Annotated in this window: 11 protein-coding genes; 9 read left to right on the forward strand and 2 right to left on the reverse strand. The window is 54.6% G+C overall.

Annotated features, from left to right (window positions below; all coding sequences use genetic code 11):
- The first annotated feature begins 4 nt into the window (after nucleotides 1-4).
- The 7 genes from RAC90_RS03170 (at nucleotide 5) to RAC90_RS03200 (ending at nucleotide 7,572) form a co-directional block, all read left to right on the forward strand.
- Nucleotides 5-1,546, forward strand: a complete 1,542-nt coding sequence (locus tag RAC90_RS03170) for a glutathione ABC transporter substrate-binding protein (protein ID WP_283787146.1) — start codon at nucleotides 5-7, stop codon at nucleotides 1,544-1,546.
- Nucleotides 1,547-1,627: 81 nt separating this feature from the next.
- Nucleotides 1,628-2,560, forward strand: a complete 933-nt coding sequence (locus tag RAC90_RS03175; protein ID WP_015065583.1) for an ABC transporter permease subunit — start codon at nucleotides 1,628-1,630, stop codon at nucleotides 2,558-2,560.
- A complete protein-coding gene (locus RAC90_RS03180; RefSeq protein ID WP_375123946.1) occupies nucleotides 2,557-3,441 on the forward strand; it encodes an ABC transporter permease subunit in 885 nt (294 codons plus the stop codon). Before RAC90_RS03175 ends, RAC90_RS03180 begins: the two co-directional genes overlap by 4 nt.
- A gap of 2 nt (nucleotides 3,442-3,443) precedes the next feature.
- Nucleotides 3,444-4,487 carry a P1 family peptidase gene (locus RAC90_RS03185; RefSeq protein WP_054634124.1) on the forward strand — a complete coding sequence of 348 codons (1,044 nt, stop codon included), beginning with the start codon at nucleotides 3,444-3,446 and terminating at the stop codon, nucleotides 4,485-4,487.
- Entirely contained in the window at nucleotides 4,484-5,305 is an 822-nt protein-coding gene (locus RAC90_RS03190) for a M55 family metallopeptidase (protein ID WP_015065586.1), read from the forward strand. Before RAC90_RS03185 ends, RAC90_RS03190 begins: the two co-directional genes overlap by 4 nt.
- 571 nt (nucleotides 5,306-5,876) lie before the next feature.
- Nucleotides 5,877-6,785 (forward strand): LysR substrate-binding domain-containing protein, encoded by a 909-nt coding sequence (locus tag RAC90_RS03195; RefSeq protein WP_375124054.1) that lies wholly within the window; start codon nucleotides 5,877-5,879, stop codon nucleotides 6,783-6,785.
- A 328-nt stretch (nucleotides 6,786-7,113) separates the two neighbouring features.
- Complete coding sequence (locus RAC90_RS03200) at nucleotides 7,114-7,572, forward strand: hypothetical protein (RefSeq protein ID WP_033737137.1); 459 nt, start codon at nucleotides 7,114-7,116, stop codon at nucleotides 7,570-7,572.
- Nucleotides 7,573-7,631: 59 nt separating this feature from the next.
- Here the strand turns inward: RAC90_RS03200 and RAC90_RS03205 are convergent, their stop codons facing one another.
- Nucleotides 7,632-7,814: a hypothetical protein gene (locus tag RAC90_RS03205; protein ID WP_375123947.1), complete on the reverse strand. Its 183-nt coding sequence runs from the start codon at nucleotides 7,812-7,814 to the stop codon at nucleotides 7,632-7,634.
- An 83-nt stretch (nucleotides 7,815-7,897) separates the two neighbouring features.
- Nucleotides 7,898-9,817 carry a methyl-accepting chemotaxis protein gene (locus RAC90_RS03210; RefSeq protein WP_375123948.1) on the reverse strand — a complete coding sequence of 640 codons (1,920 nt, stop codon included), beginning with the start codon at nucleotides 9,815-9,817 and terminating at the stop codon, nucleotides 7,898-7,900.
- Nucleotides 9,818-10,849: 1,032 nt separating this feature from the next.
- Between RAC90_RS03210 and RAC90_RS03215 the strand changes: the two genes are divergently transcribed.
- Both RAC90_RS03215 and RAC90_RS03220 read left to right on the forward strand, forming a co-directional pair.
- Nucleotides 10,850-11,275, forward strand: coding sequence for an MBL fold metallo-hydrolase (locus tag RAC90_RS03215; RefSeq protein WP_375123949.1), 426 nt, complete (start codon nucleotides 10,850-10,852; stop codon nucleotides 11,273-11,275).
- Nucleotides 11,276-11,491: 216 nt separating this feature from the next.
- Nucleotides 11,492-11,689 (forward strand): hypothetical protein, encoded by a 198-nt coding sequence (locus tag RAC90_RS03220; protein ID WP_375123950.1) that lies wholly within the window; start codon nucleotides 11,492-11,494, stop codon nucleotides 11,687-11,689.
- Nucleotides 11,690-12,003 lie beyond the last annotated feature (314 nt).

Below are 12,003 nucleotides of genomic sequence, written 5' to 3' on the forward strand. Positions count from 1 at the left end.
TTTTATGAAAACGCTGTTCCGCCGTACTTCACTCGCCCTCGCCTTAACGACGACACTGGTCATGACCGCGCAGGCACAGGATCTGCGCATTTCAATGTATGCCGATATTACGGGGCTCGATCCGCACGATACCTCAGATAATGTCAGCTACTCGGTGCAGAGCGGTATCTTTGAGCGCCTGTTTCAGTTTGATCCCCAGATGAAGCTGGAGCCCTGGCTGGCGACCGGTTACACCTCCAACGACAGTGCGACGGAATTTACGCTGACGCTGCGTAAAGGCGTTACCTTCCAGGACGGTACGCCTTTTGATGCGGAAGCAGTCAAAGCGAACCTTGATCGTCTGGCTGACCAGAAAAAAGGGCTGAAGCGCAACAGCCTGTACAAAATGATCGATAAGGTGACGGTGCTGGCACCCGATCAGGTGAAAATCTCACTCAATCAGTCATTTGGTGCTTTTATTAACACGCTGGCGCACCCTTCGGCGGTGATGTGGAGCCCGTCGGTTCTGAAACAGTATCCGGACGAGGCCCAGTTGCGGCTGCATCCGGTGGGGACCGGACCATTTAAATTCGTAAACTGGACTCCGGGCAAAGCGGTCACGCTGGCGAAGTATGACGGTTACTGGCGGCAGGGCTGGCCCAAAGTCGATCAGGTGATCTTCTCACCCAGCCCGGAAGATGCGACACGGGTTGCCGCGTTGAAATCGGGTCAGGTGGATGCCATTTGGCCTTTGCCTTCGGATCTGATCGCGGCGGTGAAGCAGGACAGCAACCTCGCGATTCAGCGCGATCCGAGCATCTATCTCTATTACATGGCGATCAATACGCAGCATAAGCCACTGGCCGATGTCCGCGTGCGCCAGGCAATCAACTATGCGATTGACCGTAATCTGTGGTTGAAGGTGGCCTTTGCCGGTTTGGGTAAACCGGCCACCTCCGCGATGCCGGAAGGGGTGCAGTTCTATGAGAAGCAGAGCGATCCCGATTACCACTATGCGCCGGATAAGGCCAAAGCGTTGCTGAAAGCGGCGGGCTACCCGAATGGGCTGGATCTCAAGCTCTGGGTCACCAATGCGACCGCCAGCGTGCGCGCCGCCCAGGTGCTGAAGGCGCAACTGGCCACGGTGGGTATTCGCGCCACGGTGACACCGATGGATTCCGGAACGCGCAACGCGAAGCTGTGGGGCGTTCAGGACCCGAAAAAAGCCGAATTTGACCTCTATTATGGCGGCTGGTCGACGTCTACAGGCGATGCCGACTGGGCTCTGCGTCCGCTGTTCGCCACCGAATCATGGGTACCTACCTCGTACAATGTCTCCTATTTCAGCAATCCTGACGTTGACAAGGCGATTGCTGCCGGGCTGGCGACGGCCGATCCGGCAAAACGTGGTATCGCCTATGCACAAGCGCAAAAGCTGTTGTGGAAAGAGGCCCCCGTGGCGTTCCTTGGCACGCCAGACAATCTGGTAGGCAAACGCAGCACCCTGAGCGGCGTTTCGATGCTGCCTGATGGCAATCTGTTGTTTAATCAGGCGTCGTTTAAATAAGTCGCGGATGTCCCTCACGTGCCTTTGCCGGTTGCGGCGGCACGTGAGGCTCCCCGTCTCACCTTTATTTCAGGGAATGGCATGTTTGCATACATCATTCGCCGATTGCTGGAGATGATCCCGGTTTTGCTGGTGGTCTCGCTGCTGGTTTTCGGTTTCATCAAGCTGCTGCCGGGCGATCCGGCGCGCATTTATGCCGGACCGGATGCACCGATTGAAGCGGTCGAAGCGGCACGTCAGCACCTCGGGCTCAACGACTCGTTGCCGCAGCAGTATGTTAACTGGATAGACAGCCTGTTACATGGCGATCTTGGCACCACGTACCGCACCCAGCAACCGGTGCTGCAGGTGATTAAGCAGGGCTTCCTGCCCACACTGTGGCTCGCCTTAGCCGGTTTCGCCTGGTCTGTGCTTCTCGGCCTGATGCTTGGCGTACTCGCGGCCCTGAAACGAGGGAAATGGCAAGACTGGACACTAATGAGCGTGGCGGTGGGCGGTATCTCGATGCCGGCGTTCTGGCTGGGGCTGCTGCTAATCCAGTTCGTTGCGATGCCTTTTGGCCTGTTCTCGGTCAGCGGCTTTAACAAGGCCAGCGATATTGTCCTGCCCGCCATCACGCTGGGATCGTCCGTTGCGGCGGTCATGGCACGCTTTACCCGCTCGGCCTTCCTTGAAGTGGCACAGGAAGATTACGTGCGCACCGCGAAAGCGAAAGGGCTGCGTAACCGTCTGGTGACGTGGAAACACGTGATGCGTAACGCGCTCATCCCGGTAATCACCATGCTGGGGTTGCAGTTTGGTTTTCTGCTGGGCGGTTCGATTGTCGTGGAAAGCGTCTTCAACTGGCCAGGGTTAGGCTGGCTGTTAATTGAGTCGATCAAAGCGCAGGATCAGCCGGTCATTCAGGCGCTGGTGATGCTGTTTGTGTTTGAATTTATCGTCATTAATCTGCTGGTGGATCTGCTTTACGCGGTCGTCAATCCGGCAATTCGTCTGCGACAGGAGCCGAGATGAGTCATCAATCGCTGACTGATAACCCGCCTCAGGTTATTCGCTCGCCGTGGCGCGATTTCCTGCATGCTTTTGTGCGCAATCCTCTGGCGCTGGTTTCAGGCGGATTTGTCCTGCTGCTGATTCTGGTGGCGATCTTTGCGCCCTGGCTGGCTCCCTGGGATCCGATGGCGCCCGACTGGATGGCGTTATCCTCGCCCCCTTCGGCAGCACACTGGATGGGCACCGACGAACTGGGGCGCGACCTGCTCAGTCGTATTATCTATGGGGCGCGTATTTCGCTGTATATCGGCGTGCTGTCCGTGACGCTCGGCATGATTGTCGGCGTCGTGCTGGGATTGCTGGCGGGCTATTACGGTGGCTGGGTCGATATGCTGATCATGCGCGGTGCCGATGTGTTATTCGCGTTTCCCGGCATGCTGCTGGCCATTGCGGTGGTGGCGCTTCTGGGAACGGGCCTGAACAATGTCATCATCGCCGTCGCGGTGTTCAGCGTGCCCGTCTTTGCCAGGATTGTTCGCGCCTCCACGCTGTCATTGAGACAGGCTGCCTATGTGGAAGCCGTGCGCTGTGCCGGTGCACCCGACCGAATCATTATCCTGCGCCATATTCTGCCGGGCACGCTTTCCAGCGTCATTGTTTATTTTACGATGCGCATTGGCACCAGTATTCTCACAGCGGCAGGCTTAAGCTTTATTGGCCTCGGACCGGAGCCGGATGTGCCTGAATGGGGCAATATTCTGGCCATGAGCCGGAGCATGATGATGGCGGGCGCGTGGCACATGAGCGTGTTTCCGGGGCTGGCGATTTTTATCACGGTGCTGGCGTTTAACCTGCTCGGCGACGCGCTGCGTGACACGCTCGACCCGAAACTCAAGGGCTGACGATGGACTTTCAACAATGGCAGTGCGAACTGCTGCTGGATCGCTGGCGTAACGAGCGTCAGTTGGGGCAGCCGCGCAGCGCATGCGGCCCCACTAATCGCATCAGCGATGTGGCTGGTGTGCGCGTCGGCCACGTCACGCTGGCTGAGGGAGAGCGGCAGACTGGCGTCACCGCTATCGTTCCGCCGGGTGATAACCTGTTTCTCACGCCGCTGCCGTGCGGAGCTGAAGTTCTGAATGGCTTTGCGAAACCGGTCGGACTGACACAGGTCGAGGAGCTGGGTGTGTTACACACGCCGATTCTGCTCAGTAACACGCTGGCGGTGGGCACGCTGTTTACCACGCTGGTACGGGACGCCATCAGTCGTAACCCGGAACTCGGGCGAACGCTGCCGACGGTGAACCCGCTGGCCCTGGAGTGCAACGACGGCTGGCTCAATGATATTCAGGCGCTGGCCATCAGTGAGGCGATGGCGCAGGAAGCATTGCATACAGCCGCAGCGGACTTTTCCCGCGGCAGCGTTGGCGCAGGACGCGGGATGAGCTGTTTTAATCTGAAGGGCGGGATCGGCACGGCCTCGCGTGTTATTCCGTCGCTCAATGCCACGCTGGGAGTGCTGGTGCTGGCGAATTTTGGCGCGCTCAGCGCGCTCACGCTTGACGGTGTGCGGCTTGGTGAAGTGATTGCACCGCTGCTGGCAGGAGAGGCACCGCAGCGTGATGCCGGTTCTGTCATCATCGTGATGGCGACGGATGCGCCGCTGGATGCGCGTCAGTTGAAGCGTATCGCGAAGCGTGCCGGTGCCGGCCTCGGGCGGCTGGGCAGCTACTGGGGCCACGGCTCGGGCGATATCGCCGTAGCGTTTTCAACGCAACCGCTGCCACAACCGCCGCAGGACGCCATGCTGGAGCCGCTGCTTGCCGCCGCGGCAGATGCCACTGAACAGGCTGTACTGGATGCCTTGTTGAGCGCAGAGCCTGTTACCGGCTTTCGTGGTCACCATCGCCCCTCACTGACTCAGATTCTGGACAGGTTAACCACATGAAAATTTTTATTTCTGCCGATATTGAAGGTATCGCGGGCGTTATGCGCCCGGAGCAATGCACACCCGGCAACCCGGAATATCAGTTGGCCCGCGGTCTGATGGAACAGGAAGTGAATGCCGCGATAGAGGGGGCGTTCGCGGGAGGCGCAACGGAGGTGGTCGTTGCAGACAGCCATGCGCAAATGACCAACCTGCGGGCGGAAAATCTTGATCCCCGCGCCCGGCTGGTGCAGGGCAAACCGCGCGGCTTATCGATGGTTGAAGGCATAGAACAGCAGACGTTCGACGGATTATTTCTGGTGGGCTATCACAGCGCAGCAGGCGAACCCGGCGTACTGGCGCACACCATTAATGGCCGTGCATTCTGGCGTATCCATATCAATGGCCTGGTGATGGGCGAAACTGATATTTACGCCGCTGCCGCCGCTGAGCAGGGCACGCCACTGTGGCTGGTCACGGGCGACGATCAGCTACAGAGCTGGATAGCCGAATATTACCCAACGGTTGACTACGTTTGTGTCAAACGCGCCATTTCCCATACCTGCGCGGAATCCATTAGTCCCAAAGCGGCACAACGTGCCATAGGCAGTGCTGCACGCGCCGCGCTTGAGCATCAGCGCGATACACGCACGACCCGGTTGACCGCGCCTTATCATATGCAGCTTCAGGCCAGTAAACCCGTGTTGGCCGATCTGTTCAGCCTGATCCCCGGCGTCACGCGCATCGATGCGGTTACCGTGGGATATCAGGCAGAGCGGATGGAGACGTTGATCAGCTTGCTCAGTGCGTTTTCTTACCTGGCGAGTACCCAGTCGTAGCACAGGGACAGCCATGAGGTCAGGGGCGGGTAACCTTCGTCCCTGCAGCTTCCTTTTTTCAGAAACATCGCTGCCGGGCGCGGTCGTGCGCACTGACCGACAATCCGCCACCAGGCACCGTCGATCCACATGAGATAACCCGGCCGTCTCCCCGCTGCACCATGGCAGGGCGAACGCCTGGCTTTACCCTTTTCAATAATTCAGCCAGTGAGGGGAAATGGGCCGATACCGGCGCGATTTGCACCCGTTTCCCCTTGCTTAAGCCCGGTGCCGCCTTATTTCAGCGCAAGGCGGTAGCGGGTCGCTTCGCCTCCCTCTGTTTTACGGTACAATTTTTGCAGCAGGGGTTGTCCTGTCTTTACCCGCCCGGATCGTATCGGCAGTAAGGAATAACGACAGAGGCAGGACAGATTCAGGCGCTGGCCATTTCTTTGCCCGTACCGCGGGTGAGATGACAGATGGTTCAGGTTTTCCATTTTGATTCAGGCGTTGGCGGTGCTGTAAGTGAAGCGCTGAAAAGGGTGCATCACAGCGGCCTGCGGGTAGCTGAATCCACACAGGGTAAATAATGATGCGGCTCCGTCACATAGAAGTCTTTCAGGCCATCGTACAGACCGGCAGCATCAGCGCAGCCGCGCGCCTGCTCAACGTATCGCAGCCCAATATCAGCCGCGTGCTGAATCATGCAGAACAGCAACTGGGCTTTGCGCTGTTTGAGCGGCGTATCCAGGGCATGAGCGTCACGGCAGAAGGGCGAAGGCTGCTGCCAGAGGTGGAAGACCTCTACCAACGCTTACAATCCATCACCCAGCTCACTGAACAACTGCGACGCGGCGAAGGGCAGATCGTCCGTGTTGGTGCGGCTCACGCTTTCGGTCAAATGGTGTTGGCACCGGCATTGGTCACCTGGCGACAACAGGTGCCCTCGGTCAGCGTTGAGCTGGTCACGGAACACTTTAGTACCTTATGCCAAATGATCCTGGAGAATCAGCTTGATTTCGCCCTGGTCTTTGGTCAGCAGGTGGATGCAGCGCTGCTGGCGGAACCGCTGTTTCAGTCGTCAATGGTGGCGCTGCTGCCGCCAAATCATCCCCAGCATGAACCCGTTACGCTGGCATGGTTATGCGCGAATAACCTGCTGATGATGCAGACCCAGGATCCGCTTGGGCGTGTCCTGCACCGCGCGCTACGCGATAAAAAGCTGAATCCGGCGGTGTCGTTATCGATTAAAACCTACTCGGTAATTGCGGATATGGTACTGGCGGGCGGCGGTGTGGGCGTGGTGGATCTGTTCACGGCTTGCCGCTATGCCGAACAGCTAAAATTACTCCCCGTCGCACAGCCGTTGCCGTTTGAAGTGATGCTGATCAGCCGTCGTGATCAACCCCAGTCCCAGTCCACGCTGCAACTTAAGCAGGTCATTCGCAACAGGCTGTGGGAAATCGCCCGCCAGTGCGAAGCGCAGTTTATTTGTGAGTGAGCAAATAAACGGTGGTACGAGCTGCGTTCAGGCCTTTCGCCGCGCCTGAACGGCCCTGGTCGGGCTTTTCAGATGCGCGTTGTGGCTGGCCTGACGACAGGTTGCGCCGTTTTTCCTGCACCGGTTTACGTCATTCCTGATCGGGTAAGGCGGCAGAGGGCTTTATGATGGTGCTGTTTAGCCAACCTGTCGCGATTCTGACCCTTCCTTGCAGTTGCCTTCAGATGTCATAAATCTGGCATACAGTTATCCAGTTGCGTTAAGACAACGTCAGCACAACGAAAAAACATTACGTCGTAAAACGCGCTCAACCGAGTGATAGTGATATATGGACGATTTAGAATTAACCCTGGCAAAAATGGCACAGCAACTGAATCAGCACGCTTTGCCCTGGATGGTGATCGGGGGAGCGGCCATGGTGCTTTACGGCCTTGAAAAGGGGCCGGTGAACGATATCGATATTGTCCTGCCTTCGCATGCCGCGGCTTTTCTGAGCAAGAAATACGCCTGGCCCAACTATGCTGATGAGACGTCTTTACGGTTCCGCTCCGACTTTTTGCTGCGACCTGAGCCTGGTCCGGTGCCGGTTGAACTCCTCGGTGGCTTCCACATTTTGACAGAACAAGGCTGGACAGCTCTCTCAGTAGGCGAAACCGTTACCGTGAGTATCAAATCGCAGCAGGTGTTTTTACCCGTGAAAGCACAACTTGCGGCCATTCTTCGCCTTTGTGGTCGTGAAAAGGACCTCAAGCGTATGATGCGCCTGAGTGGCACTTACGTTTCGTAAGGTAAGGATGCTTCCTGACTGAAGGGCCTTCACATTTCCTCAGGCACTGAGTGTGCAAATCAAATGAACAGTTTTATTGCTTCGATGATTGCGGCTTTACGCTGACCACCTGTTTCCTGCTGCAGAATGCTGTAGAGCTTATCAATTAACGTTTTCCGCGTGATTGAATCGGCTTCATAAAACAGGGCTTCGGCTGCCTCACCAACGATAAGGTGAGCGGTATGCATTTTATTTTCAGTCACGTATCCTCTCAATGCCGTCAGGCGCATCAACCCTTGCTGAGGCGCGTCACACACAGCGCCCCAGCACGGCCTTGCGTTATGCCTTAAAATGTCTCCCAGTTGGCGTCTGAGGTTTTCACTGAAGCCGGAATGGGCCGACTGCGCGCGATCACCGGGGCGCTGGTCGCGGTCATTGAAGAGGGCGGCGGTAACCGAAATACGGCCACGGTTTTTTCGAGTTCCAGCGCCTGATCCTCCAGGCTGCTGGCCGCCGCAGATGACTCCTCAACCAGCGCAGCATTCTGTTGCGTCGTGGTATCCATTTCCGTCATCGCCTGCGCTATCTGGGTAATGCCCCGGTTCTGCTCGTCAGACGCGGCAGCGATTTCGCCCATAATATCTCTGACCTGCGTGACGGATTTGACGATATCTCCCATGGTATTACCGGCACGGTTAACCAGTTCGGTACCGTTGTTTACGCGCTCCAGGGATTCCCGAATGAGTGCCTCAATTTCTTTTGCCGCAACAGAGCTGCGCTGTGCCAGGCTACGTACTTCACCTGCTACCACAGCAAAGCCGCGTCCCTGTTCGCCTGCCCGTGCCGCCTCAACCGCGGCATTCAACGCCAGAATGTTCGTCTGGAAAGCAATACCGTTAATGACAGTGATGATTTCTCCAATTTTGCCCGAGCTCTGACTTATCCCACCCATCGTGGCGATCACGTCGCTGATAATTTCCCCGCCACGGCTGGCGTTATGTGATGCTTCGGTAGCCAACTGGCTGGCATGATGGGCGTTCTCAGCATTCTGTTTTACGGTTGAGGTCAGCTCTTCCATACTGGCAGCGGTCTCTACAACGGCTGCGGACTGCTGTTCTGTTCGTGAGGAAAGGTCAGTATTACCTGCTGCAATTTCAGAGGAGGCGCGAGCTACGCTGTTCACACCGTCCCGGACTTTTGAAATGATGGTGCGCAGACTGTGATTCATGGCACCGACGGCGGTCATCAGTTCGCCCAGTTCATCAGTACGCGAACTGGTTATTTCTGACGTCAGGTCGCCTGCTGAAATGCGTTTTGCTGAAGAAAGCGTCTCTTTCAGGGGAACGGTAATGCTACGGGTCATTCTCCAGGCGACAACAAGGCTAAGAATAATACAGGTAATCGTGGTGAAACCTATCTGCCAGAGGGCGGTATGTATGTACTCTTCAGCCATCTGAGACTGGAAGAAAGCCAAATCTGTCATGGACTGATTGAGTTTGCCTGCGGCGGCCGTCATGTCGTCTGAGGCGTGTTTCTCTGCGTTAACGGCAAGAAGATAGTTGTTCAACAGCACAGGGCCGGCTGTTGTTTTTTGCTCCACTTCGGCTAACAAGGTAGTGAATTCTGAAGCGGACGGACCGGACAGCTGGGTCTTAAGCGATGACAGGGTATCCCTGATGCCAGCAAATTTATCCAGCGATGACGAATCTGGCGTTTTAATAAATGCCTGCACATAAAACGCGGCCTGTTCGATCTTCAGGCTCAGCGTGAGCAGTTGAGCAGCAGCGTCAGCAGGAACGGACGTCTGTCGGGCAGCCAGTTTTTCTGACAGCGTGGCCAGTTCGAGGCGGTTCAGTTCATTTAAGGCGAAGACGGTTTTGTCTGTACTCGCAAGAAAAGTCTGCCGTTTCTCGCGATACTGATTCAGGGCAACGCTGAGAACAGAAAGCTTTTCACGCCCGGCCGTGGACCAGGAGTAGTGCTCCAGGCTTTGCCGTAAACCCGAAAGCTGGTTCATTGCCTCGCCATTGATTTCGATAAACTTCGTCTCACGAGTATACTGAAAAAGTGTGCGGTTAAGCCGGGCTTTAGCCAGTGAATCCAGCATTTGTACGGTAATGTCACGTTTGGCAGAGTTCTCTTTGATATTTAAAAAACATTTGAGCGCCAGCGAAGAGATAATCAGTGAGGCAAGAATAACTAACAGAAAACCCAGAACCAGTTTCCCGCCTATCTTTAAATTGTAAAAGCTTTTTATAATTTTCATTTAATTAACCCTGTGTTGAACGTTACCCCGAGCCTTAGGTTTTCTCAGGCGGTAATCGTATATCGGCACAAAAGATACATTCATTATGCTTCTTTTGATTTTTGCCCATTATTTTTAAATTTATTTGATTTTGATCAACCTAATCCCGCCCATTCTCATTGGCTTAAAATCAGGTATTTCATTATTTCAGGCGTTATCATCTGAAATCTAATTTATCTTTTAACCAAAGTTTTGGGGTTGATTATTTAGTTAATATTTTGAATTTTATGCATTTAATTTTATTTTCTTTGGTATAAAAAGAGTGTGGGTGATTTTAAGGGTTTCAACAAGAAATGGCGTAAAAGGGGGGCGTTAGTGGAGCAGGTATCCTATTAAACGTATATAAAATCGCCTTGCGTTTCTTGTCTGGTTTGCAAATAAGCGCAATATTGTGTCTGTCATGTTTTCCTCTGATGTTAATTTTAACGAAGCGGCTGTCCTGATATTTTTAGATCTTGTCGGATTCTGACTAAGTAAAAAGAAACCGGTACGTAAATTAGCGTCGTGTCACCGTCTCGTTTGCAACGCTCAGATATCAGTACAATAATTCATTAACGTGGGGGGCTGCTGGCGCCTGCAGCTAAAGTAGCCTGGAACTGTTTAGTTAGTTCGCTCCCCGCTATTCAGGTGGGGAATTTTTTATCTCTGCCTGGCATGAACAGCATTATTTCTGGCAGACAGTCCGGCATGTCAGGTGGATAACCCCTCTGACCATTCATGTCTGATGAAATCACTGAAGCGAGCGTCGGGTGACGGGCAGGATGACAGGCTTAGTGCTGCTGCACAGAACAATGAGCCCCATTAATACAGTCATCGTAACCCGCCTGAAGGGCGGCTTTTCGCCAGTTCTGCTTTTGCCTCTGACGCGTCAATCATCAGGGAAGCGACAAAAAATATTCAGCCATTCTGCTTCCTGCGTTAGGTCCTTAAGCAAGCAGGCCTAAAGATAGGGGTTGTCAGAATGCCTGACTACACCTTAAAACTGGATAATTTATGAAAATTCATCATCTCAACTGTGGATGTATGTGCCCCGTAGGTGGAGCGCTGTTTGACGGTTTCAGTAAAGGTCTGTATGCGCATCTGGTGTGCCATTGTCTGCTGATAGAAACAGACCGGCACGGCCTTGTACTGGTTGATACCGGTTTTGGGCGGGAGGATATGCGCCAGCCAGAAAAACGCCTTTCTGGCTTTTTTCGACTGCTGAACAATATTCAACGACGTGAAGATCTTACCGCACGTTCTCGCATTGAGGCGCTGGGGTTTGACGCTAAAGATGTCCGTCACATAGTTCTTACTCATCTCGATTTTGACCATGCAGGCGGGCTCACTGATTTTCCTGGTGCGCAGATACATCTGCTGCAAACCGAAATCGATACTTCACAGCAACGGCACAGCTGGCTGGCCCGTGAGCGCTATTGACCGGGGCAATGGACAGGCGTTTCCGGCTGGACGGGCTATCAGGTTCAGGGAGAGCGGTGGTACGGCTTCGATGCCGTAACATCTCTTACAGGACTTCCCGCTGATATTCTGCTTGTGCCACTGCCCGGTCATACACAAGGGCATGCAGGCATTGCAGTTCGCGGGGCGGAAGGATGGCTGCTTCATGGCGGGGACGCCTGGTTCTATCGGGAAGAAATGGCACTGCATAAACCCCACTGTACGCCAGGGCTACGTTTCTATCAGTGGATGATGGCAATGGATAATAAAACCAGACGGGATACGCAACGGCAGCTTCGTGCGGTGTTAAGTCACTATCATCAGGAAATTACCTTCTTTTGCAGCCACGATGCAAAACAATTGCGGGCCCTGAATCCTGATGCGGAAATGGGTTAATCTTTGCCGATCTCCTTCGACGTTTTCAGCACAGTGACCGGGAATAATGGCGCAAAATCCCCTTCGCTTAGCGTGCCTTTACCGCTCTCATTTCATCTCTGTCACGGAAAGCAGCACCTGTACAGGGATGCGGCCATGGCGTTTGTTATGCCACTGAATCAGCCTGGGTCAGGGCCGAAAGTCTGCCAGACTCTCATCATCATCCTCAGAATAATAGTAAAAGCACGTTTTGCAAAAGAAAACGAGCGTTTCCCAAAATACACCTGTACAGCGGACCATCAAGTCTATAACTTTACCCACAAGTAATAGTAAAC

The sequence above is a fragment of the Pantoea sp. CS_6 genome (assembly GCF_041954745.1).
Taxonomy (GTDB): Bacteria; Pseudomonadota; Gammaproteobacteria; order Enterobacterales; family Enterobacteriaceae; genus Pantoea; species Pantoea stewartii.